17 protein-coding genes are annotated in these 24,614 nt (G+C 28.8%); all 17 read left to right on the top strand.

Annotated elements, in window-relative coordinates; translation table 11 throughout:
• Positions 1-128 precede the first annotated feature (128 nt).
• The 17 genes from ABDX67_RS07180 (at position 129) to ABDX67_RS07260 (ending at position 24,239) form a co-directional block, all read left to right on the top strand.
• Positions 129-3,587 carry an SMEK domain-containing protein gene (locus ABDX67_RS07180; protein ID WP_347174271.1) on the top strand — a complete coding sequence of 1,153 codons (3,459 nt, stop codon included), beginning with the start codon at positions 129-131 and terminating at the stop codon, positions 3,585-3,587.
• 292 nt (positions 3,588-3,879) lie between these two features.
• Positions 3,880-5,391, top strand: a complete 1,512-nt coding sequence (locus tag ABDX67_RS07185) for a UvrD-helicase domain-containing protein (RefSeq protein ID WP_347174272.1) — start codon at positions 3,880-3,882, stop codon at positions 5,389-5,391.
• 9 nt (positions 5,392-5,400) lie between these two features.
• Positions 5,401-6,063 carry a DarT ssDNA thymidine ADP-ribosyltransferase family protein gene (locus tag ABDX67_RS07190; RefSeq protein ID WP_347174273.1) on the top strand — a complete coding sequence of 221 codons (663 nt, stop codon included), beginning with the start codon at positions 5,401-5,403 and terminating at the stop codon, positions 6,061-6,063.
• The gene (locus tag ABDX67_RS07195; RefSeq protein ID WP_347174274.1) at positions 6,060-7,595 is read left to right on the top strand and encodes an ADP-ribosylglycohydrolase family protein; all 1,536 of its coding nucleotides are present in this window, start codon (positions 6,060-6,062) and stop codon (positions 7,593-7,595) included. The genes ABDX67_RS07190 and ABDX67_RS07195 overlap by 4 nt, the downstream gene beginning before the upstream one ends.
• Before the next feature lie 842 nt (positions 7,596-8,437).
• On the top strand, positions 8,438-8,995 hold the full coding sequence (locus ABDX67_RS07200) for a hypothetical protein (RefSeq protein ID WP_347174255.1): 558 nt from the start codon (positions 8,438-8,440) through the stop codon (positions 8,993-8,995).
• Positions 8,996-9,156: 161 nt separating this feature from the next.
• Positions 9,157-9,732 carry a competence protein CoiA gene (locus ABDX67_RS07205; RefSeq protein WP_347174275.1) on the top strand — a complete coding sequence of 192 codons (576 nt, stop codon included), beginning with the start codon at positions 9,157-9,159 and terminating at the stop codon, positions 9,730-9,732.
• Entirely contained in the window at positions 9,689-10,108 is a 420-nt protein-coding gene (locus ABDX67_RS07210; RefSeq protein ID WP_347174276.1) for a hypothetical protein, read from the top strand. The genes ABDX67_RS07205 and ABDX67_RS07210 overlap by 44 nt, the downstream gene beginning before the upstream one ends.
• Positions 10,109-10,251: 143 nt before the next feature.
• Positions 10,252-11,196, top strand: a complete 945-nt coding sequence (locus tag ABDX67_RS07215; RefSeq protein ID WP_347174277.1) for a hypothetical protein — start codon at positions 10,252-10,254, stop codon at positions 11,194-11,196.
• A 233-nt stretch (positions 11,197-11,429) separates the two neighbouring features.
• Complete coding sequence (locus ABDX67_RS07220; RefSeq protein ID WP_347174278.1) at positions 11,430-12,419, top strand: mechanosensitive ion channel family protein; 990 nt, start codon at positions 11,430-11,432, stop codon at positions 12,417-12,419.
• A 196-nt stretch (positions 12,420-12,615) separates the two neighbouring features.
• Positions 12,616-12,852, top strand: coding sequence for a hypothetical protein (locus ABDX67_RS07225; RefSeq protein ID WP_347174279.1), 237 nt, complete (start codon positions 12,616-12,618; stop codon positions 12,850-12,852).
• Positions 12,853-13,220: 368 nt separating this feature from the next.
• Positions 13,221-13,925 (top strand): hypothetical protein, encoded by a 705-nt coding sequence (locus ABDX67_RS07230; RefSeq protein WP_073221766.1) that lies wholly within the window; start codon positions 13,221-13,223, stop codon positions 13,923-13,925.
• Positions 13,901-14,554, top strand: coding sequence for a hypothetical protein (locus ABDX67_RS07235; protein WP_347174280.1), 654 nt, complete (start codon positions 13,901-13,903; stop codon positions 14,552-14,554). Before ABDX67_RS07230 ends, ABDX67_RS07235 begins: the two co-directional genes overlap by 25 nt.
• Positions 14,555-14,842: 288 nt before the next feature.
• Positions 14,843-16,108 carry a DNA cytosine methyltransferase gene (locus ABDX67_RS07240; protein ID WP_347174281.1) on the top strand — a complete coding sequence of 422 codons (1,266 nt, stop codon included), beginning with the start codon at positions 14,843-14,845 and terminating at the stop codon, positions 16,106-16,108.
• Positions 16,105-17,184, top strand: coding sequence for an HpaII family restriction endonuclease (locus ABDX67_RS07245; RefSeq protein ID WP_347174282.1), 1,080 nt, complete (start codon positions 16,105-16,107; stop codon positions 17,182-17,184). The genes ABDX67_RS07240 and ABDX67_RS07245 overlap by 4 nt, the downstream gene beginning before the upstream one ends.
• A gap of 261 nt (positions 17,185-17,445) precedes the next feature.
• Entirely contained in the window at positions 17,446-19,218 is a 1,773-nt protein-coding gene (locus ABDX67_RS07250; protein ID WP_347174283.1) for a DUF6119 family protein, read from the top strand.
• A gap of 203 nt (positions 19,219-19,421) precedes the next feature.
• Positions 19,422-23,441 carry a class I SAM-dependent methyltransferase gene (locus ABDX67_RS07255; protein ID WP_347174284.1) on the top strand — a complete coding sequence of 1,340 codons (4,020 nt, stop codon included), beginning with the start codon at positions 19,422-19,424 and terminating at the stop codon, positions 23,439-23,441.
• A gap of 231 nt (positions 23,442-23,672) precedes the next feature.
• Complete coding sequence (locus ABDX67_RS07260) at positions 23,673-24,239, top strand: hypothetical protein (RefSeq protein WP_347174285.1); 567 nt, start codon at positions 23,673-23,675, stop codon at positions 24,237-24,239.
• Positions 24,240-24,614 lie beyond the last annotated feature (375 nt).

Here is a 24,614-nt window from a genome sequence, read left to right on the forward strand (position 1 = left end):
CCTATTTACGAAAATCCTCGCGGATTTTCTATTCGGTTTTTATTTGCTAACTTTAGTGTTTAAACCACGCAACAAACCATATACCAAAACGTTGTAAGCAAGCTCAAGAAACCGATTAACTTAAAAGAATGATTCAAAGCTCAATTGAAAATGACTTATTTACATATATTGATAAAATATATTATGAAGGTAATTTCAATAAGAACAATGAAAGAATTAATGCTGAAGATATTTTTTGTCGATTATTCAAAGAAATATATGGTTGGAGTGATTTAAAGAATCTTAATTATTCTGAACCAAATGCTTCAGGTATAGATTTATATTCAGAAAAAAAAGGAATTGCGATACAGATAACAACAATACAAAGTGGTGAAATAAAAAAAGTTAAAGAAACAATAAGAAAGATTTTAGAACATCACCAAACAAAAAACATTAAAGGAATTATTTGCTTTTTTGTCAAAGACAAAAAGGCAATAAAAAAGATAAAGGAAAAAGATTTATCAGAAGATTTTGGAAAACAAATTAAAATAAGAACTACAAATGATATAATTGGAGATTTTCAACGTTTTCCATCACCTAATGTAAAAAAAAGAATTGAGGTTATTTTAAAACAAGAAACTTCCTCTGACTTTCACGGTTTAAATAATTTAACTGCATTTGAGCCTTATTTTAACAAAAAACAGTCAGCATATTCAACACCAAAAAATTTAATTTATTTTTCTGCTTTCGAGAAAAAGAAAATAAGAGAAATACAAAAATTATTTAACGAAGATAAAATTAAAGAGTATTGCATATTAGGTAATCCTTGTAGTGGAAAATCGACATTTGCTGATGCGATAATTAGAAACTTAAAACCTTACTACAAAGTATTTTATATCGACCTTTCAGACCCAGATTTAAATAATATCAACATACTAAAAGAGGTTAATCAATTATCTTTTTACCATACAGTAATTCTTCTTGAAAATGTTCACGATAACATAAAACTATTTAAAAAAATACAACAAAAAATTAAACGGTTTCCTTGGTTAAAAGGACTATATATTTCAAGGTATCATAATTCCTACAGAGAAGAAGATGAGAGTTCAATTATAAGCATCTTTAAAGATGTTGAAAAATTTAGGTACAATTCAAATATAGAATTTGAAGAAAAAGTTTTTGGAATTATTGATAATAGAATTAAATCTCTCAAAGATGAATTTCCCGAATTTAATTGGGATTTTGGAGATTTTCAAACAGTTTTAAAGAATACAGATAGAAATTTATTAAAATTGAATATCGCATTAGAAACTTGGATTTCATCTACTAAAAAAGGAAGTAATCTTAAATTTGAAAAAATAAATAATGAAAAAATATATTCACATTTTTACACAACTCATAAACTAAAAGAATTAGACAAAAAACTTTTGTTCTTGTATTCATACTTATACAGTTATGACATTTCTTTTTTAAAAATAAAAAGAAAAAAAGATGAATTTGATTTACTAAAAGAGAAAGGCATTATTCTAAATTATAATACGAGTGACTATTATTACTTTCCTCATAAAGATTATGCGAACTTAATTTATCAATCCTTAAAAAAAGAAAGAGATTTAGAAATAAAAGACCTTTTAAAATATTTAAAGAAATATATTAAAAACTTTAAAACAGAATCTGAACTAAACATTACAGAAATAATAATAAAACTGTCTTATGGTAAAGAATTAAAAGTAGTTAGTGCTTTATTAAATCAAGATAGTGTACTAAAGCTTTTATCAAATAAATTCTCTAAAAACATTAGAGATTATGAGGTTTTTGAATTACAAAAAGCCTATTTCTTATCTTTTGACAATCTTGATAATGATTTACAAGTAAAGTATTATACTCTTTTCACTAATTATTTCACAAAACACAAGCTTGAATTATTTATTTCAAAAGACTATTCCATATATAGCAATTTAATTCAATTAGCAAAAATTTTGGATATTGAACTAGGAAACATATTTGTTGATTTAAATCCAAAACAAAAAGAGAAAATTAATTCTATCTCGGACTTAACTATGAAAATTAGTTCAAGTAAACCTTTTCCCGAAACAGTTAGTAGAATACTTAATTCGTTCCACTTTCCTGAATGGTTATTAATGATTGAAAAACTACCAACTCTTTCTAGCACTACTAACACGTTGTCAGAACTCAACACTTCGCCTCTAGCGAAAAAATTATTAACTGGAATAATTAATAAAATTAATATTCAAGAATTGGCATTAAAAGGTCAAAAATTAAAAACCGTACAAATCACAAAATCCTTAAGAGAATTAAAAAAAATCGACATTGCTATTGGTACTGACGTAACAAATAAACTAATAAAGCATTTCTCACTAAAGAATAAAATAGCATCCACAAACTTATCAGACTTTTCAAAAATTCTATCTGATTTATCATCAATAAGTCCTGATTTTGTAGAAACAGAATTAACAGAAAGTTTTCAGAATGGTACTTTTTACAGTATTTTGGAAAGGGAAAAAAGTATAAATAATATTTCAGCAAGTATTTTAGAACTTAAAAAAATCATTAGTTCAAATGAAGATTTATTTTATGAATTAGTAAATAAGTTTTTTGACTCTAAAGTGTTTTATGACTTATTAAAAATTGAATCCAATATTATCACTCTACTTATTCTGTTTGAACTTATTAAAAAAAATGAAGTTGCAATTAATGAAAATACTCAAAATAAACTTTTAGTCTTTATTAATAAACTAATATTAGAATGTGATTATGACTATACTTTATATTCTAATCCAAAAGTCCTGCATATACCAGAATTAAAGTCAAAGATTGATAATGAAATTACAACAGATTTATTAAATAAAATTCTTAATCGTTCAAAATTCACAATATTGGACTCTTTATTTAGAGTATTAAAAGCTATAAATAAAGAAAAGACTATAAATGCCTTGAACAAAGCCGATTTGAATATTTTCGTTCAATCAATGTGTAATAAAGAGCTTAATATGAGTCAATCATTAGAGGTTTTATTTAGAGCTAAATCGAAGACTTACATTGACGAAAATTTAAATTCAGATTTATTTTGGTACAACTTATTAGATGAATATTTAATAATTCAGAAAGGCAATCAACTCAAATATCATAAATTAAATTTTGGCGATTTCTTAAAAGCTTTTGAATTTTGTCTAAAAATAAATACAGAAATAGCATTAAAACATTTCGAGAATGATTTTCTAAAAAAACTTAAATCAAGAGATAACAAAAACTTTACTATATCATCGCTTTTTCAGTTTTTAAGAAAAATTGAAATAAAGACAAAAAGTAAATACAATAAAGAAATTAGACAATTTTTAGACCTTAATAAATTAAAATTCATAGAAGGAATTAAAAACCAAAATATTGAAAAAACAACTTCTGGTTTGGTTGAATTAAGTAAGTGCGAGTTTGAAAATTATGTTGATGACTTTATTTATAGTGCTCGAAACACATTTTTAACTAAACTAAATCAAATCCGAGGGAATAAAAAAATCGAGAAAAAAGTTCACGCTGATTTAAAAATAATTGCAACTAATAAATCGAAATTTTTACTAAATGAATTATAAAAGCCAGCTTACAACAACGTATATAATCCATTGCTATTGAAGGCTTACTTACGAAAATCCTCGCGGATTTTCTATTCGGTTTTTATTTGCTAAATTAGTTGCTTACACACGCAACGTATCATATACAAAACCGTTGTGCATAATGCGAAAATCGTGTTAAAAAAAGAACATATGAACTAAAAAAGCCTGCCGCACAAACAGCACATTTATTTTTTTGCCAGCACGAAAAGCCAACGCTATAAAAAATAAAAGAGCTGTTTTTTGCCAACGCTCAACACCAAACTGAATTAAAATGCTGAAAAAAATTACTCTGAAAGGAGAACAAAAAAAAGTACTATTCTTACCACCAACAAACCCAATTCAGATAAAAGGTGTTGCAGGAAGTGGAAAAACCACAGTTGCACTTTATAGAGCGAAACATTTGCTTGAGACACAAGCCAATCTTTTCAGGGAAACAAAAATTGTAATATTTACATATAATAAAACTCTTGCAGCTTACATAAAAGCTATCAAACCTTTTATCAATGGAGGTTATCAAAAAGATAGTGACGAAATCAAGCCTAAAACAGCAGATGGACTTAATGTCCAAATAATAAATTTTCACAGTTGGGCTTACCGTTTCGCAGGAATTGAATATAACCAAACTATAATGCAATGGACTCAAATTGAAATCATTGAGGACATAATAAACGGATTATCTTCAAGTACTTCAAACATTTTAGATAAAAGTCCGGAGTTTTTTCAAGAAGAAATATCTTGGATGAAAGGTAAAATTTTTAAAAATAAAACAGAGTATCTTGAAGCTGCGAGAACAGGTAGAGGAACTTCCGACCGTGTTACAAAAACTGATAAAGAAGTTATTTGGGTTGTTTATGAAAAATACAATCAAGAATTAAAAACCAGAGGTAAAGTCGATTTTGATGATTATGCAATCCTTGCACTAAAAAAAATTCAAAATGACCCAAACTTTGTTCCACCATATACACACATAATAATTGATGAAGCACAAGATTTAAATAAAGCACAGATTCTAACCATTTCAAAATTAGTAAGTGATGAAACAAATAGTTTATCAATAATTGCTGATGCAGCACAACGCATTTTCAAAAGTGGTTTTGTTTGGAGTGAAGTTGGTATTAACGTAAGAGGTGGTAGAACCATAGAATTTAAAAACAACTATCGTAATACAATACCGATTGCCAATGCAGCTCTGTCGCTTTTAGATAAGGAGAATGACAAGTCTGAATTTACGACAGTAAAAGCAGCAAGAAAAGGAACGGATAAGCCAAAAGTAGCTTACTATTCAGATTTTGATGAACAATTAAATCATCTTGATGACCAACTTACACTTTTAAAAAACAACAAAAATCTTAAAAGTACGGTAGTTCTTCATAGGTCAACAAATGGTGTAAAACAAATTAAAGAATTTTTAGATGCTAATGGGTTTTCAACGGAATTAGTAAAATCTAATCTTCCCGTAAATTATGGAAGTGATAGCATTAAAATTTGCACAATGTCATCAGTAAAAGGACTTGAATTTAACAATGTAATTATACTTGACCTTAATGACGATATTATCCCTTTTCCAGCAGGATTTATTGATGCAGATGATGAATTCCATATTTCCACAGAGCGAAGATTACTATACACTTGTATGACAAGAGCGAGAAACAACCTTTATCTTTTTTCAAGTGATAAAGAAAATCCATCGCGATATTTAAAAGAAATCAAGGCAAGTTTATTAGAAGATATAAGTCCTAAAAATTCTTCAAGAAGCACGTATGATGATGACTTACCTTTTTAAAAAATTTCAATGAATTTAAAACCTAATTATACCGAGTTTCAAGAAGAAATTGACAAAAGACAGATTGACTGTTTAATTCATTTTACACCAACTCGAAATTTATTCAGCATATTAGAAAATAACAAGTTGATGAGTAGAGCCAAATTAGAAAATTTGGATATTGAACAATTCGACATATTAGATTATGTGCAATTTACTGATGATGTCCGTTATGATGACAAAAATTATATAAACCTTTCTATTTCTGGTCCAAACACCTTTTTGTTTTCAAAGTTTAGGCAAAAAACTAAAGACGATTTTACAATAAATTGGTGTGTTTTAAAAATAAATCCAAAACATATCTATGATGATAAAACATTGTTTTCAGTAACTAATGCAGCTTCTCGAGCAGCAAAAAGTATTGGAATCACAGGAGATATAGAAAAGTTTAAAATGTTGTTTGCTCAAAACATACCTATTCCTTATGGAACAAGAGCCAATATTGCTAACAAATATCCAACAAATGTTCAAGCAGAAATATTAGTCCGAGATATTATTTCATCAGAAAGTATTATATCAGTTTGTTTTGAAAATGAAGAAAACTTGGCAGCAGCTAAAGGAGCAATGTATTCTTTTGATACAAGTAAATTTGTAGTTGACAAAGAAATATTTTCACCAAATCGTACAATATGAAAGCAGAAACAAAATATAAAGGCAGTTTAAAACTTGCAGCAATTGGAGACGCTTTAGGTTGGATGACTGAATTTGAAAAAAGTAAAAGTTCTTTAAAGAAAAAGTTTGGAACTGATTACATCAATTCTTTTCACGATTGGAAAAAAAATGTTGGAGGTAGATTTTACGGTTATGTCGATAAGCTTAATTCAGGTTCATATTCTGATGATACTCAACTTTTACTTTCAGTTGCTCGTTCAATTAACGAAGATGGTTTTGTCGACCAACAATATTTTGCAAAAAAAGAACTACCAGATTGGTTACTTTATTCAAGAGGTGCAGGAAGAACAATAAAAAATGCAGCTCGAAAAATAGAAAGAAAATCTGCTAAATGGAATAATAACTTTTTCACGTTTAAAGCTGGTAAAACTACAATCGACTATAGAGAAAGTGGTGCAAATGGTGCGGCAATGAGAATACTGCCAATTGCATTAGCAAATTTCGGAGAGGAAGATAAAATCAAAGAAGAAATCTTTTGTAATAGTATAATCACTCACGGACATCCAAGAGCAATTTTAGGAGCTATGCTCTATGGATATTCCATTGACACAATATTAAGGTTTAATCCCGAAAATTTTGATTTCAAAAACTTTCTTACCGAATTAGGAAAAGACATTCATCAAAAATTTTCGATTGACTTTTTAGATAATCCAAAACTAAAAAGTTGGGAAACTGAATGGAATAAAAATGCTAAAGAACCTTTTAGGATTTTATTTAAATCTATAATTGATGAAACACAAGAATATTTAAGAACAACCTATAAATTACTTACAAATAATTCATCTGATTTTGATGCGTTATCCAAACTGGGCTGTTATAATAACGAGACGAAAGGTTCAGGTACTTCTACTGTAATTGCAGGTATTTATTTAGCTTGTAAATATTCTAAAGAACCATTAAAAGGAATTGAGCAAGCTGTAAATTCTATCGGAACTGACACAGACAGTATTGCAGCTTTTGCAGGTGGTTTAATTGGTGCTTTACACGGACAATCTATTATTCCTTCAAAATGGAAAAACGTTCAAGACCTTGATTATATTGATGCAATTTCAATTCGCTTACTTGAAATTTCCGAAAGTCGAGCAGAATTTAACAAGATTATAAACACAAAAAACACTAAATCTATTTCAGAGATTGAAAATGACAGTTTTGAAATTAACGAAAGAGTCTTTCTTGAAACTTTAGGAGATGGAAGAATTGAAGCAATTGAGAGACAAAAGACTTTAACGAAAGGAAAATACAATCTGATTTTAGATGTTCAATTCGACAATGGACAGTTTTGTCGATTCGCGAAATTGTTGAGTATCGAAAAAGAAAATAAATCTGAATTATTTACCGAGAGTTTGGAAAAGGAAGTTAACTTATGGAATGGACTTAATTTGGATTACAACTCAAAAGAACGGATTGAAAAGTTTATGGAATCTCTAAACGAAACGGATAAAAAGGAGTTTAAGGAAATAATAAAGTTAATAGAAAAAAGAGTCCAACGCTAAAAGCCATACACATTTGCAATTCGCTCAAGCCAACGCTACGTCAAAAATTGCAAAAGAGTATGTCTTGCCAACGCTCACATTTGAACTAAACAAGAAACATCTGAAAACCAAACTGAATGTGAAAAGCACTATGCACAACAACGTGTATAAAACATAGCTATTATAGGCTTTCCGAGAGGTTTTTTGTATATTTACAAAGTACGCCAAATTTTTAATTTGGTTATATTTAGAAAAGAAAATTAAACATAAAAATTAAAAATTCGGCTCGTGCTAAATCCGAAAAGTTAGTGTCATTTTAAACGCTACGTTTCATACACAAGACCGTTGCATGTAATAGCGGAATCTTACTCAATCGGAAACAATTCGGAATATAGAAACATCTAAATTTCACCAAACAAATCGCGGAATTTCTTACTCGAAATCTGAATTTTGATACGTTCGGAATTTTACACTCAATAAATACTTTAAAAAAACAGATCGGAGTTTGAGCTAGTTTACGGAATTGCCACTCAAACGGAATTTATAAGCGTTATGAAAAGCGGAATAGAACGCAGAAAATTACTCTGACGGAATTATGCTCATTGCGGAATTATTTACTCAAACGTGGAATCAGACTCGTTACGGAAAAACTGAATATCTAACTAATTTGCTTCGTCTTTTACAATTAAATTTAGTCTGAAAATTAAAAAGCTACAACATGCAACAACGTGTATAACGCATTGCTACTTCTAGCCTACTCGGAAAATCCTACGGATTTTCCTCTGGTTCGTGACTTTTTACTAACTTAGTTCCTTACCAACGCAACACATCATAACACGAAACCGTTGTGTGCAATTTGAGAAATGACGAAAACAGAATTTGAAATAAAGATTTTAAGACAACATTGGATTAAAGATGATGGTTTGGACGATAAAGCTGATTTATGTTCTCACGGAGAATTGTATCTGAAAATCGGAGACGAAATTTTATCTGATTCGGAATCTGATTCGTGGTGTTTAAGTGCAACTGGACTTTATCTGCTTCGGACTTTAAAACAAGATTATAAAATAGGCGATTTTGAAAATTATTTAGTTCCTTGTTGTGGACATTTTATGATTCCGAATGACGAGAAAGATTATGTTCTGATTTGTGGATGTAATAACGGAATTGACTGGAATATTAAACACGAAAATGGAATTGTTGAATTCACTACCGAAAAAGGAGCGACAACGAAAATTCCAATTGATATTTATATAAACCAAGTTATTGAATTTACTGAGCAAGTTGAAAAATTTTATGGAGACATAAATGAAAAAGAAGTTCCTAAAGATGATTTTGACCAAAATGGTTTTCGACAATTTTGGAATGAATGGAACAATTTGAAATCGGAAATAAAAAAAACTGCACACAACACCGTATAAAAATAATTGCGGTTTAGTGCTTAATCAAAGGTCGTTGCGTGTTTGTAACGTCTGATTTTCCTTCGGAAAATCCTCGCATACAAACCCGCAACTATTCTTATACATAAACGTTAGCATAAATACGTGAAACCGGTCAGAAAAACGAAAATTAATCAATAAAAATGTTAACAGCAAAATACAAAGATACAGGTGAAGAACTGGATATAACAAAATTTGAAAATCCGAGAAATGAAATTGACAAAGAAAGATTAGTCTGTAAATTTTGTGAAGGAAAAATTTCAATTAAAGACGGAAAATTAAGAGCTAAACATTTTTTTCATATTAATAATTGTACAAGTGACTTTGAAAGACACGCTGAAAGTCCACAACATAATTTAGGAAAAGAACTTATTGCTCAACATATAAAAGAATATTGGAGTGAATATTCAAACGCAGAAATCAGATTTGAGTATCCAATAAATGAAATTAAAAGAATTATTGATGTTGCAATGCTTTTTCCAAATGGGTGGATTGTAGCTCACGAAATACAATTATCATCAATTACAACTGAATATTTAGAAAATAGAACAAATGATTATAGAAAGCTCGGAATTGACGTCTTCTGGTGGTTTGGTAAAAGTGCTGACAAAAAAGCAAACCGAGAATGGGCGATTGAAAAATATGGACAATCATTATCTATTAACTATGAACTACTTGATTCCAAATATAAAGATTTACAAAAAGGAAAGAATATATGATTTTAATTTAGAAGAATATATTTATGAAATTAAACCAGAATTTCTTTCAAAGTATAAATTAAAAGTTGTCCATAATGAACCAAATATATTTTGGAGACAAAAAACTTGGGATTTAGCTATTTATAGAAGTATGGAAATTTGGAGAAAAATTCCTGCAAATAAACTTGAAAATAGTATTGGAGAATTAACAACTTTAGCTAAAAGAAGTTTGAGCGGAAAAATGGGAACAGCAAATGGAAAGTATTTTAAAAAAGATAAAAATAATAATTGGAATTTTATAAAACCAAAAGAAGCGAAATACGAAAAAGTATTTTTACCTTTAAGTGAAGAAGCTATTATGAAATGTAGAGAAAGAGCTAAAAAGTACTTATGCTAACACCGTATATATTTTATTGCTAGTTCTAGCCTACTTACGAAAATCCTCGCGGATTTTCTATTCGGTTTTTATTTGCTAACTTTAGTGCTTAAAACACGCAACAAACCATATACAACAACGTTGTAAGCAATTTGACTAAACCAATGAAAAACTATCTAATATTAATAATTCTGATTACTAATTTCTGTTTCGGACAATCTGAATCGAGACAAAATTTTGTGATAGTTTTAAACGTTCCTGATTATGAAAGAAATAGTAATGAATCGTTTAAAAAAATAGCGACCGAAAACAATATTAAACGAATTAAATTTTATGAAGAAAACGAAATTGTTACGGACTTACTTTTTGACAAATCTGGAAATGTTATTGAAGATACCGACAATTCAAACAAAGTTATAAGTAAATCAAAATTCGAGTTTGATGAACAAAATAGACTGACAAAATTGTCTTTTTTCACACCAAATGGAGAATTTAAATATGGCTATAATTATAAATATAATAAACCTTACAAAACTGAATATAAAATTGGCGATTCAATTCCCACGAAAAGAACTATTGAATTAGAAGATGAGAATATAACTATCTATTCAGACTTCAACGAAAATAAAGAATGGGAATTAAGCAGCGTAATTTTTCAAAACGATGATAAATCTTATGATAGAGAATTAAGATATAATAATGATGGACTGTATTCAGAATTTAAGTACTTCTTTAACCCTAAATTAAAAGTTGGCGGAACTAAAAAAATCGGATATTTCAAAGGAATTAAATTAAGCGAAGAAGATTATTCTGCTTATAAAACAGATGATAATGGAAATAGGATTGAGAATTTTAATCCAAATAATTTAGAAACAATTTCTACTCGTAAATACAATAATCAAAATCAAGTTATCGAGACAAAATATTACACAAAAACAGAAAATTTTGAATACGATAAAAATGGGTTTATAAAAACTAAAACTACAGAAGACAGAAATGGAATTACAAAACTTTATTTCTTTTATGAAAATTCATTACCAAAAAAAATAGAGAAAGTTAATGGAGAAAATAAATTGACTTTCAAATATGAATACGAATATTACGAATAAAAAAAACTGCTTACAACAACGTGTATAATTAATTACTACTGATTTCCCTATCGGAAAATCCTCGAAATTAATTAACTTTAGTGCTTATCGGAAAACGACTCGCGTCCTTTTCCGCAACTAATCATAACACGAACACGTTAGCTGCAATTTGAAAACCTTATAAAATCAAAAAATGGTCAACCTGTTTCAGGACAATACAACACCAATTCAATTATTGATAAAATATTTAATTAATGGAAAACTTATTTGAAAATCAAATTATAGCATATATCACTTTAGTTTTAATAGGTTTGATTCTTGGATATTTAGTCCAAATCCTAGTCAAATTTATATTGTCGAAATATGAACCAACTTATAAAATCAAAATTGAACAATTTGGAAAATCTATCAAATTTGTGTTCCCCTTAATTTTTGCTGCTATTTCTCTTAAAAATTACACTTACTATCCTTTTGAAATTAACATTAATTCTCGAGTGGATGTAATTATTGATATCATTCTAACCATTGCATTTTCATTTCTAATTTCTGAGATTCTGATATTTGTTTACGTTAAAAAGAATAACGAAGAATATAACAAATCATCTTCTTTAATCCATATTTTAATAAGAATATCAGTTTTTGCATTTGCAAGTGTAGTTATTTCGAATTTACTTGATTACGACATAAAAGCTATATTAACTGCTTTAGGTGTTGGTGGACTTGCAATTGCGCTTGCTCTTCAAGATACCCTTGGGAATTTATTCGCGGGAATGCATATGCTCGCTTCTAAACAATTGAAACCAGGGGACTACATAAAATTGGATTCAGGAGAAGAAGGTTATGTTCTGGACATCAATTGGAGAAACACAGAAATCAAGACTTTACTTGAAAATGTTCTTGTAATTCCTAACTCAAAAATTTCAAGTGCTAATGTCACTAATTATTTTACTCTTCAAAAAAATTTGTATTTCCATATTCCTGTAGGAGTACATTATGATAGTGACCTAGAAAAGGTAGAAAGGATTACACTTGAAACAGCGGCTGAAGTTTTAAAACATTATGATTCTATTCCGAAAGGATTTGAACCAAAAGTAAGGTTTTATGAATTTGCAGATTCCTCAATCAATTTTAAAGTGTGGCTTGCATCAGATACTTATGAAAGTCAATTCTTAATTAAACACGAATTTGTCAAAACGTTACAGAAAAACTTTGCGAGAGAAACATTATTATTCCATTCCCAATAAGAAGAACAGTCCAAATTGAAAAAAGCAGCTAACAATGTATATAAAAAATAGGCGAAACAGTAATAAAACCAAGGGTTTTAGCTCGCATCACACTTTGTGCTTAACCGAAAGTTTCGTGCTTCGAAATCGCCTACTTTTCATATACTAACCGTTAGCTTTAATGCTGGAGAAATGTCAGAACTAAAAATAAAGAAAAATGAAAGATAGAAAAGAAAGTTTTTTAACAAACCCGACAAAGAAACATTTAATTATATTCGGATTATTATGGCTTGTTAGTATTGCTTTATTAACTTTGAGTATTACCGATTTATTTACCGAAAGTTTTTTTCAAAAAAATTATGTAATGATTTACTTTTTAATGATTGGCTCAACTTTAGGCGTAGGAAAATTATACTTTAATTATTGGAAAAATAAAACTCTAAATCCCCATTAAAATACGGAATGAAAATTACGGTTGACTTTTTTGCTTGTTTGTGGAATTGAAAGCTGAATAAAAAACAGAATTGCGTGCCGAATTTAGCAAGTTGCGGAATTATTCACTCAAAATCTGAATTTAGAATATAGAGAAATTTGAGCAAGTTTGAGGAATTAAAAAATGTCTGAATTTACTCAAAATCTGAAAAAATAAATAGCTGAATAAAAAGCACTAAAAGCTAACACCGTATAAAAATAATTGCGGTTTAGTGCTTAATCAAAAGGTCGTTGCGTGTTTGTAACGTCTGATTTTCCTTCGGAAAATCCTCGCATACAAACCTGCAACTATTCTTATACATAAACGTTGCCCACCATTTGAAAAAAATTATGCACAGATTAAAATTTTTGCTTTTAATTGGAATTTTAGTTGGTTGTAACTCAAATAAAAAACAATCGATTGAAAATGAACAATCCGAAAAACCAAAAACTAAAACCAAACAAGAATTGACTGGAAATGAAATTGTCGGTAAACTTGATAGTCTTGATTTTTTCAATCTTACTGACCAATCCGAATTGGAGCAAACAAAAGATGAAATGGTCAAATCTAAAGACGAACTGAATTTCTTTTCTGGAACATTGCGTGGCGAAACGATGGATTTTACCGACAAACGATTTTATTGGATTGATTGCGAAGAATTATTTGAAATTGGAGGTTTGACAGAATATCTCGACAAAGTAAAACCTACTTTTGAAAAATTGGGTTTAAATCTTAATTATGCAAATGAGAAAAACGAACAGTCTGAAAATTATTGGAAACACACTATCGAACTGAACGGGAAAGAATACGTAGCTTTTGATGGAGCGTTTACTGATAAAGATTGGGGAACTGTTTATGCAAATTTCATTTCGATTTTAAATGACGAACTTGAATTACAGAATAGTAAAAACAGATTTTATCCAATAAGGTGTGACAACGGTGGCGAAATGGTTCTGCTAACGGACAAACAATTTGAGATAATTAAAGAAAATTACCCAAATGATAATGAGCATCCAAAAACATTGTCGGAATGGAAACAGCAAAATGGATTGTGAAGAAAAAAACGCCTTTTTACATATCATTCATAATTCTGGTTTTGACTTTCAGTTGTAAGTCAGACAATAAAACTGATTTGAAAAAATTGGAAGAATTAGACGCTCAAAAAACGACGGAATTAATTACCCAGATTTTAAAAGATGAAAAAGATGGCGAATTATCATCAAGTTGTATATCAGAAAAGCCAAGAGCGATTTCGCATCCAACGGTTCCAAATTTTGATGAATATGTGAAAATGAATTTGAAAATAACGGATACTGTCCATTATAAAATGCAATCAAAATTATACAAAAAATTCAAAATCACAGCGGAGTTAGTTCCAAATAAAAACATATTAACCGAAACCCAATTCATAGAATTTAGAAATAAAACGGAAAATGAAGGATTTATATTTTGGGATTTAATAAACGAAAATTGCACATTTGGATATTGTTCTATTAGTAAGCCAATATTTAATGAAAATTTTGATTTAGCTTATGTCCAAATCGGAACAATCTGCGGAGGAAAATGTGGAAGTGGAGAAGAAAGAATTTATGAACTTCTCAATGGAAAATGGATTAAAAAAGAAAGAATTGGAGGATGGATTAGCGCGAGAAAAACGGTGGGCAACATCGTATATAGCTCATAGCTGGGCAGTTGCTTAATTCAAAGTTAAGGCATATTTGCAAGTCCTCCAAATTTTTAAATTTGACGATTTCTAATAAAAAAGATAAATAGTAAAATTTAAAAATCTGGCTTGTGCTTAATCCGAAAATAATCGCTAATTTTCACGCTACGAGCCATATACAAGACCGTTGTAAGCAAGCGGAATCCAGCCGCACAAAAGCAAAGAGTGCTATCGCACACATTGCTTTTTTCCCAACGCTGAATGAGAATTTTTTCATAACTTGCAATTATAAAAATCAAACAAAATTAAGTGCTTCTAAAGGAAAAAATATCAATTGAAAATTTTGAAGATAAAAAATTCAAAATCAGACTTGTAGAATCTAAAAAAGATACTGAAGCTGCTTTTACGCATTATTTACATAATCACAGAAATGGAGTTTCTCAATTCTATAAACCCGATGCAATAGAACACGTTAAAAACTTGTTTGAATACAAATTTCCAGAAGAAACCATTTCAAATATAGCAGCCGAAGTAGCTTTACAATATTTAATTTTCCAACGGGAAGACATTCCTTTTCCTGCACCTAAAAAACCTGAATTTAAGTTTATTGACTTATTCGCTGGAATTGGAGGATTTAGATTAGCATTTCAAAACTTAAAAGGTAAATGTGTTTTTACAAGCGAATGGGATAAATATTCAAAACAAACATATCAAGCTAACTTTGGAGAAGTTCCTTTTGGAGATATTACAAAAAAAGCAACCAAAGATTACATTCCAGACGGATTTGATGTTTTGTGTGCTGGATTTCCTTGTCAAGCATTTTCAATTGCAGGAAAACGAGGCGGGTTTGAAGACACAAGAGGAACATTATTTTTTGATGTGGCAGAAATCATAAAAAAGAAGAAACCAAAAGCAATTTTCCTAGAAAATGTAAAAGGTTTAAGAAGTCACGACAAAGGAAAAACTTTAGCAACAATTCTAAATGTTTTACGAGAAGATTTAGGCTATTACATTCCAGAACCACAAATCTTAAATGCAAAAGAATTTGGAGTTCCACAAAACAGAGAACGAATTTTCATAGTTGGTTTTAGAAAAGATTTAGGAATTACAGAATTTGAATACCCAAAACCAGTCAAGAAAAAAGTAACATTAGATAATATTTTAGAAACCGAAACGGTTTCTGTAAAATATTATTTATCTGAAACTTATGTAAATACTTTACGAAATCATAAAGCTAGACACGAAAGTAAAGGAAATGGATTTGGTTATGAAATTATTCCAAACAACGGAACTGCAAACGCTGTTGTTTGTGGCGGAATGGGAAGAGAAAGAAATTTAGTTTATGATTTTAGATTAAAGGATTTCACACCAGTTACAAATATTAGAGGAGAAGTAAACCGAGAAGGAATTCGTAAAATGACACCTAGAGAATGGGCAAGATTACAAGGTTTTCCCGACAATTATAAAATCGTAGTTTCTGATGCTCAAGCATATAAACAATTTGGAAATTCAGTTGCAGTTCCAGCAATTCAAGCAACCGCAAAAAAAATTATAGAAAAACTTAAAACTTTATGATTACAGGAAATAAAGGCGAATGGAGTGAAATTTACACGCTATTCAAATTACTTGGAGACAAACAATTATTTCTTGGAAATAAAGACATTGAAAAACTAGAAGGGATAGTTTATCCAATTTTACGTGTTTTAAGAACAGAAAATAATGGCGATTTTGAATATTCTATTCAAGATGAAATTATACTTATTTCTGGCGGAGAAGAAGTTTTAAAAATTGCAATTTCAGAGTTTAAAGAAAAAGCAAAATTCTTACTTGAAAAAATTAAAGCGAATAAAGAACGAACTTTTTCAGTTCCCGAAATTGAAGCGTTTATGAAATCCATAAATTGTCTTTCTTTAAAAGCTAGTTCAACAGCAAAAACAGATATTACAATTGTTGTTCACGACCAAAGAACCAATCAACAACCAACTTTAGGATTTAGTATCAAATCACAATTAGGAAGTCCTTCTACTCTACTTAACGCAGGAAAAACGACTAACTTTATTTTCAAAATTTCTAACACGAAATTAAGCGAATCAGATATTGAAAAAATAAATTCAATTGATTCAAAAAGTAAAATAATGGATAGAATTAATTCAGTTTTACAATCAAAAGGACAATTTAATTTTACAAAAACCGAAAGACAGATATTTTCGAACAATTTAATTCTTATTGATAGTAAACTACCAGAGATTTTATCACAAGTAGTTTACGAATTTTATTCTAGCAAAAATTCAAGCATTGTAGATTTAGTTGATAAAACAACTTCAACAAATCCTTTAGATTTTGATATTTCTAACGAACATAAGTTTTACGAATATAAAATTAAGCGATTTTTAACAGATGTTGCTTTAGGAATGATGCCATCTAAAGTTTGGACTGGACAATATGATGCAACTGGTGGTTATTTGATTATAAAAGAAAATGGAGATGTTTTGTGTTACCACATTTACAACAGAAATGAATTTGAAGATTACTTATTCAATAACACGAAATTAGATACAGCAAGTTCAAGCAGACACGATTTTGGAACGATATACGAAGAAAACGGAGAATTATTTTTTAAACTGAATTTACAAATTAGATTTATTAAATAAGCCAACGCAAGTTCAAGCACATTTATTTTTTTCCTTGCTTTTGCCAATACTGAAAAAATAAAAGAGCTTAAACGCCAACGCTATCAGCAGAACGGAAAAAGCCAGCTTACAACACCGTGTATAATTAATTGCTTTTGACTTACCTACGTGGAAATTCCTGCGGAATTTCCTCTGGTTCGGTTCATTTTTGCTAAATTAGTTGCTTAACCACGCAACTAACCATACACAAACACGTTGGCAATAATTATGAGAAAAATCTAGATGACACAAAATCCGAAAATATATAGGATAGATTTAGAACACCGACTTTTAAAGAAATCACCGACTTCTGAATTAGTCATCCAGAAAATATTAAATACTTCATTCTCAAAATTAGGTATCAAATCAACTTTTGATTTAAAAAATCTGAATACAATCGAAAAGGATAATTTGACCTACTACCTTTATTTATATAATTCAGATGAAATTGTATCAAATTGGAAAGAATTTCTTCCTAAAGACTTATCAGGCGATGAAATTTTTAAAGAGCAAAAACTATCGCTTATACTCTTTATAGAATCGGAATTTGACCTTTTTTGTGTTATTGGAGGAAATGCATACCAAATAATTTTACCTTTCATTGACCAATCTTTTGGTCTTAATATATACTCTAGAATAATCAAACCGAGAGAAGATGAAATCGCTTCAATAAAATCTAGAGGAATAACAGGCTCAAGAGCTGGTTTGAGTGAGCAATTCAGAGACAATTACAGAATAATTGATTACATCAAGTTTGGAAAAGTAACTCAAGAAATTCATTTGAAATTAAGCAAAGAGATTTCAGATTTGCATTTCAAGTTTCTAAAAAAGAAAACTACTGATAGAATACAGATTTATGTAAGTAAAGCATTTAAGGTCAAAAAAAATGTTGATTTTGAAAAATTACATTCCATTATAAAAGAATTAGTCGTAATTTCAGAAATAGCACCAACTGATTATTTAGATTCATACAAAGAAATAACGGACAAAGCTTTTATTGACAATGTCCTACATCAAAAATTGATAACAAAACTTTTTGACGACACTGAAAATCTGGGAAGACGTAAATCAAATGCACATAAAAGCTTCCAACACGATTTTTGCGACCCAAATAATATTGAAAAATTCTACGAGGCTGACGAATTTAGACTAAAAGAAAAAACTGACAAAGGCGGTTATGCTGTATTTAAGATAGTTTATGATAGAAGTGAAATCTATGATGCTGTTTTGTCGAGAGCGGTGGAATTATTTGGAGTAAATGACAGATTCAAATTTATGAATTTCGTTAGAAGTGCGAGAATAGCAAGCTATCAAGATGGAAAACTTTCAATTGGTTCCGGTTTTCTTTTCCATATCTCAACGGAATTTTCTGTTAATGGAACACCAACATTTTTAGTGGATACAAAGTGGTATCAATTACAAGATTCATTTGTCGAAGATTTAAAAACTAGTTCGGAACATATTCTTAAAACTTATAATGCAGAATCTAATATTTTACACGAGCCTTGGGATAAGAATTTAATAAGTCGAGAAAGCGAATATAATTTCCTATACAACTCAAAACCAAACTATATTGTAATAGATACAATTATAGCTGATGGTTTAGAATTATGCGATATAATGTATTACGACAATAAGGAATTGTATTTAATTCACGTAAAATATGGCTTTCAATCAAAAATTAGAGAACTGACAAATCAAATTACTATTTCTGCTCGTCGATTAAGAGAAAGTTTAGGAACAAAGGATAAATTGATTTTAGAAAAGATTTACGAGCAACTTATTGAAAAAAAACATAATGTAGATAATTTATCTCTAGAAGAATTTAAGAATTTATTTAATAAAAGAATCTCTTATATTTTAGCATTCACATCTCATTTATCAAATGATTTAGTTGTTGCAGAGAATATTGATAAATTTAATTCAAACATCGCTAGATATTCATTAATTCAATGTTCTGGAGAAATGAGAGCATATTATTATGATTTACAAAATTATCAAATTCCGAGAAAATAACTATTGCCAACAACGTATATATCTCATAGCTAGTTAGTTGCTTAATCGGAAGTTAAGACATATTTGCGAAGTCCGCCAAATTTTTTAATTTGGCTTATTGAAAAAAAAAGGTAATAAGAAAATTAAAAAATTCGGCTCGTGCTTAACCGAATAGTTATCGCTAATTTACACGCTACGAGCCATATACAAAACCGTTGTCTCTAATGCAAGAAAAAAATATGGAAATAAACAGTACCGATAGTCTTAAGTCAGTATTAGTAAACAATATCAATAATGGAGAGAGACTTTCTTTTTTATTTGGCGCTGGTATATCTATAAATACAAATGATAAAACTAAAAAACCAAATGGAATTGGACTTGCTAATGATTTTATCAAAATATTTGAAGACACAATTAAATTCCGAATGACGCCTGGTGGAATTAGAATTAGTTTGCCAGAAACAAAATTAAGAAAACTAAATAAAGACCTAAAAACTACAAAGAATAAATATAGTACTTATGCGAAATTTTTTGAGAATTGCGGTTATGATATTGGTAAATTTTTCTTCAAACCAATTATATGTGAGATTGAAGGTTTTGATGAAATAAAACATATCAAAGAAGAAAAGCGAATAATTGAGTTTTTAGATAATAATTCAAAAATTGAAAAAATCATACTCAATAAAGCTTTGACTTATTTAGGAAAATTATTACCCTTAATCAACGACGATATTAAAATATATACTTCAAACATTGACCCATTTATAGAGATAGTAGCTCAAAGAAGTGGAAAAAAAGCAAGGTCAATTCATTATCACTATGAAAAAAAGAATTCAAAAAAAATTAATTCCCATCCTTTTGTCATAGAACATTTTCATGGTTATTGGCTAGATAGAAGTCTTCATGAAAATTTATTCAGAAGTAAAAATAAAAGCTCTTTTCAGGTAGAGTTGGAAAGTATAGATAATTTATTTGTTATCGGCTACGATGGATGGGATGATTCAATGTTTAAAGCTATTAAAGACTATTTATTAAATAGTGAAAATCATAAATGTATAGTTCACTGGGCATATTTTAATAACAATGAAGATGATTTAAGAGAAAGTGATATATATAAGATGTTTAACGAAGATTCTCAAAAGTATTTGAAACTTTATAAAGGTATAGATGCTAATTATTTATTTGAATTGGTATATACTGAAACTCTTAAAAAAAATTTAGAAACTTACTTAGATAATTCAATAAAAAAAATTGACACAAAAAGTCACATTTCTTTTGATTCAGTTCCGTTTATATATTCATCAACATTTACTTCAAGACTTAATGGAAGGGTGAAAAATGAAAATGTTGTCACTTATTCCTATAATAAGTTTTTAATGAATAAAAAAGTTGGAATATCTTCCAAATTTGGTTTAGGAAAAAGTACTCTTTTAGAAGAAATAAGCAACCATATTATTTCTGCTAGAGGGAAATTACCAATTCATATAAGCTTAAAAGACAAAGAATTAAACAAGTTAAATAATGATGATATATACTACTTAATATTAAATAAAATTGAAGAAATCATAAGACCAACTCTTGGTGAAAATTCTTTGATTTTTGATAATATGCTAAATAGAAATCGACTTGAAGTTACAGATATCTTAAAAAATAAATTTCTTATCGGAGAATTAGTTCTCTTACTAGATGGAATTGATGAATCCAATTACAGAAACGATAATTTTGAAAAAATAATTGATAACCTAATAGAGATACAACATCCCTTTATATTCTCTTTTAGAACTGAATTTCATAAACTACTAGATTGTCTTATTGATAATTCAATTGCGCTTTCAAAAGCTGACTTTGTATCTATTGAGCTAAAAGAATGGGATGAAAAAAACTCAAATCTTTACTTGAATAGTCTTTTTGAGGATGTTGACCTAGTCAATAGGTTAAAAGTTAATTGCCCTTACTTAATGAAGCGTCCAATTTTTTTGAATTTAATTAAAGTTGTTTGTTCTAAAAATCACATAATACTTAATGATAATATATCGGATTTATTTTACCAGTCTCTAATTTCAAATATATATCTAAATTTAGAAGAGTTTATTCAAGAAGAAAAACTAATTGTCTCGAAGGAAATATTATTTAATGAAATCTATAATCTGATTATTGAGATAGCCATCTCACTTTATTTAGAGTATCGGCATTTCATAGAAAAGACTAGTACTACTTTCAAACCTAAAATTTCTTTTTCTAAAGAAACTCTGAGATTAATTATTTCCAAGTATACATATTTAAACCCAGATGTTTTCATAAGATTTATTGATTTCTCGGAAAGAAATAAAGAATATAGTTTATTCAAAAAAGAAAACAACGAATATACTTTTTTTCATAGGTCATTATTTGACTATTTAGTAGCAAATGGGGCAGCAAAATCAATTATGAAAAATGGAATATGTTCTAATGCATGGAATGTTTACCAAACAGATGAGATTAGTGAATATTTTGTTAATGAGGTAAAAAATATCCTTAATGCCTCGACTAAAGAAGAAAATGAGCTATTTAATAGAAATATCATCAAGGCATTTGACAAAGAACTCGCTACCATAAATTCATTTACTGAGGAAAACATAAAACAACTAGAAAAACAAAAAAAACAACAAATAAATAAACTTAAAGCAACTAACGAAAAAGATTTAATAAAAATTCATAAAAAGTTTCAAATCCTAGATTATTCCGAGAAACTGGAAGAAGTTATTTTTTATTGTGGAAAGTATTATCCTGATAATTCTATTTCTGAAAAACTAGAATTAATCAACAATAACAAATATTATTTTCCACCAAAATACTATCGAACCACTTCAATTACATTGAGTCGTCTCTACAATAAATATGGTCATCCAGAAAATACTATTTACACAAAAAATTTTCCTATTTATAGATACTTAGATAGAATATTTTATGACCTTACAACACCTACAAGGATGTTTTATAAACTTCAATCTGAAATTGATATTGATTATTACGGTAAGGAGGAGCTTTACAAAAAATCACTTGAATCAGTCAATAAATTAATTGATTTATGTACTTCGGTCGATGATTTTAATCCCTTGGACCTATTAAAAACTTTTTCTTTTTTCTTGACTCTGGATATACAATCCAAAAAAGATTATATCAAAAAGAAAAATCTTATTGAAAAATTGAAAAACAAAAAATTTAGTGGAGATTTAACTCTTTTTAAGGGCTTTCTTGAAAGTTTAGAATTTATGTTTTTTCGAAAATCATATTTATTTAGAAATAAAGAAATACTTGAGGATAATGATTTACTCTATAACATAATTAAAGAAGGTGTCTTAAAAAGAATAGCTACGCTGACAGAAAAAAATAATATTGTTCGACTATTTAATGGGTCTGGTGATGGAATAGATAGTTTGTACATTGATTATTATAATAAACATATAGTTATTCAATTAGACACAAGATTGTTAGATGATAAAATTGATTTAATTAAAAATGCTCTATTAGATTCCTTAAACACAAAATTGATTGACTCTATAAATACAAAATATACTTGGTGGGAAAATAAAAGAGAAAGTATACCACCCGAAAATATTTACGGTAAATCGAAAAATACGATTATCTGTAACGAAAATGAATTGAAATTTTATGTTGACATTACCTCATCTAAAACTGGTTTTTTTATTGACAATAGAAATATTAGAAACTACATTTCGGAAATATCAGAGGGTAAAAAAATTCTGAATTTGTGCTCTTTTACTGGAACCTTAGGTTGCTTAGCCAAAATGAACAATTGTGACAAAATAATTAATGTTGAAAAAGTTGAGAAAAACAACATTCTTGCTAAGGAAAATTATAAATTAAATAACATTACTTACAATGAAAATGAATTTATAACTGGACTATATCAAAATATAGAGAGCAAGCTTATTGATGAAAAATTTGATGTAATTATTTTGGATTTAGCTGAAATCTCGGTGTTACCTAAATTTTATAAAAAAACTCATGAAACATATATTAGAGCAAATGAAAGTATTTTAAAATTCCTTGAAAATGATGGAATTTTGATTACTACTTGTTGCTCTCATGGTTTCAGCCGTAAAAGATTTAATTTTATGATAGACGAATTAGTAAATCGAAATAATTTGGAAGAAATTGTCATTGATTTAGAATCGCTTTATGACCATCCTTTAACAATTCATAATGACTATCTTAAAATAAAAGTATTAAAAAAGCACTAGAGACAACAATGTATAAAAATAATAGCGGTTTAGTCGCTAAAACGAAAGTGAAATCTATAAATCAAACGCCAGTAACAAAAGGAAAAGTAAGTGCATAAAAGTCCGCTACTATTCTTATACGCTACCGTTGTGCAACATATGACAAACCCTGTGAACTTTCTAAAAAACATATTCAAATCGACAAAAAACAAAACTTCTAAAGGAGCTTTTTTCAACTCGACTGAATATGAAATGAAAAATCTATTGTGCGGAATTGGAAAATCGAAAATTACAGATAATGAAATTGAGATTTCTAACTATCCATTTGAACCTTCAGTTGCCTACCCTAACAAAACAATTAACTCAAACGAAATTAAGTCTATGAGTGTTGATTTCGGAACTTGTAAAATATATGTTGACAACGATATAATTTTCGTTTCAGCAGAAAAAAAAGAAGAATTAAAAGAGTTTGCGAAAAATAATAACATAAAATTGACCGAACATAGCTGGAATTGGGATTGGATTTTGGAACCTTATCTGGACACAGAATTTACTCAAGAAAATGAGAAAAGAGTTTTAGAAAGGATTAAAGAAAACGGAATAAATGAAAACGAAGTTGACCAAATTAGAGCTGAAGTCGGAAAACAAATGTATAAGTATAATTTTGACACAATGTTATGGGATTGGTGTAGTTTAGGATTGACAGATGTTCTTTCAGGAATGAGAGCGAAATATGATAAAAATGTATTTAGAGACTTTTATAAAAGAGCAATAGAAATTGACAAACGAAATAAAAATACATTGCACAACACTGTATAAAATTAATTGCTAGTGCGAGCCTACTTACGAAAATCCTTGCGGATTTTCTATTCGGTTTGTATTTGCTAAGTTAGGTGCTTAAACCACGCAACTAATCTTATACAAAACCGTTGGAAGTGAATTCCTCACGTCATTCACTTCCAACTTTCCGCGAATAAGATTTGAAGCGACTGCCAAAAGGCACTCACTCCAACAACGAATAAAATTCATTGAAACAAATCTTATTCGCGGAAAGTTACCTGCAATACTGACCCGTCCTGAATAAAGGCTACATAATTTTAAACATTATGTATAGAAATGACAAAGTAATTAGACGGTATTCAGAACCCTTTAAACTGAAAATTTTAGCCGAACTTACAACCGGAAAACACACAA

This window comes from Polaribacter uvawellassae, assembly GCF_039748955.1.
In the GTDB taxonomy this organism is placed as follows: domain Bacteria; phylum Bacteroidota; class Bacteroidia; order Flavobacteriales; family Flavobacteriaceae; genus Polaribacter; species Polaribacter uvawellassae.

Coding starts and splice junctions, on each gene's coding strand:
- ABDX67_RS07225 (WP_347174279.1), top strand. CDS start 12,616: ATGAAAGATAGAAAAGAAAGTTTTTTAACAAACCCGACAAAGAAACAT.
- ABDX67_RS07250 (WP_347174283.1), top strand. CDS start 17,446: ATGACACAAAATCCGAAAATATATAGGATAGATTTAGAACACCGACTT.
- ABDX67_RS07190 (WP_347174273.1), top strand. CDS start 5,401: ATGAATTTAAAACCTAATTATACCGAGTTTCAAGAAGAAATTGACAAA.
- ABDX67_RS07195 (WP_347174274.1), top strand. CDS start 6,060: ATGAAAGCAGAAACAAAATATAAAGGCAGTTTAAAACTTGCAGCAATT.
- ABDX67_RS07215 (WP_347174277.1), top strand. CDS start 10,252: ATGAAAAACTATCTAATATTAATAATTCTGATTACTAATTTCTGTTTC.
- ABDX67_RS07220 (WP_347174278.1), top strand. CDS start 11,430: ATGGAAAACTTATTTGAAAATCAAATTATAGCATATATCACTTTAGTT.
- ABDX67_RS07230 (WP_073221766.1), top strand. CDS start 13,221: ATGCACAGATTAAAATTTTTGCTTTTAATTGGAATTTTAGTTGGTTGT.
- ABDX67_RS07185 (WP_347174272.1), top strand. CDS start 3,880: ATGCTGAAAAAAATTACTCTGAAAGGAGAACAAAAAAAAGTACTATTC.
- ABDX67_RS07205 (WP_347174275.1), top strand. CDS start 9,157: ATGTTAACAGCAAAATACAAAGATACAGGTGAAGAACTGGATATAACA.
- ABDX67_RS07245 (WP_347174282.1), top strand. CDS start 16,105: ATGATTACAGGAAATAAAGGCGAATGGAGTGAAATTTACACGCTATTC.
- ABDX67_RS07200 (WP_347174255.1), top strand. CDS start 8,438: ATGACGAAAACAGAATTTGAAATAAAGATTTTAAGACAACATTGGATT.
- ABDX67_RS07180 (WP_347174271.1), top strand. CDS start 129: ATGATTCAAAGCTCAATTGAAAATGACTTATTTACATATATTGATAAA.
- ABDX67_RS07255 (WP_347174284.1), top strand. CDS start 19,422: ATGCAAGAAAAAAATATGGAAATAAACAGTACCGATAGTCTTAAGTCA.
- ABDX67_RS07260 (WP_347174285.1), top strand. CDS start 23,673: ATGAAAAATCTATTGTGCGGAATTGGAAAATCGAAAATTACAGATAAT.
- ABDX67_RS07235 (WP_347174280.1), top strand. CDS start 13,901: ATGGAAACAGCAAAATGGATTGTGAAGAAAAAAACGCCTTTTTACATA.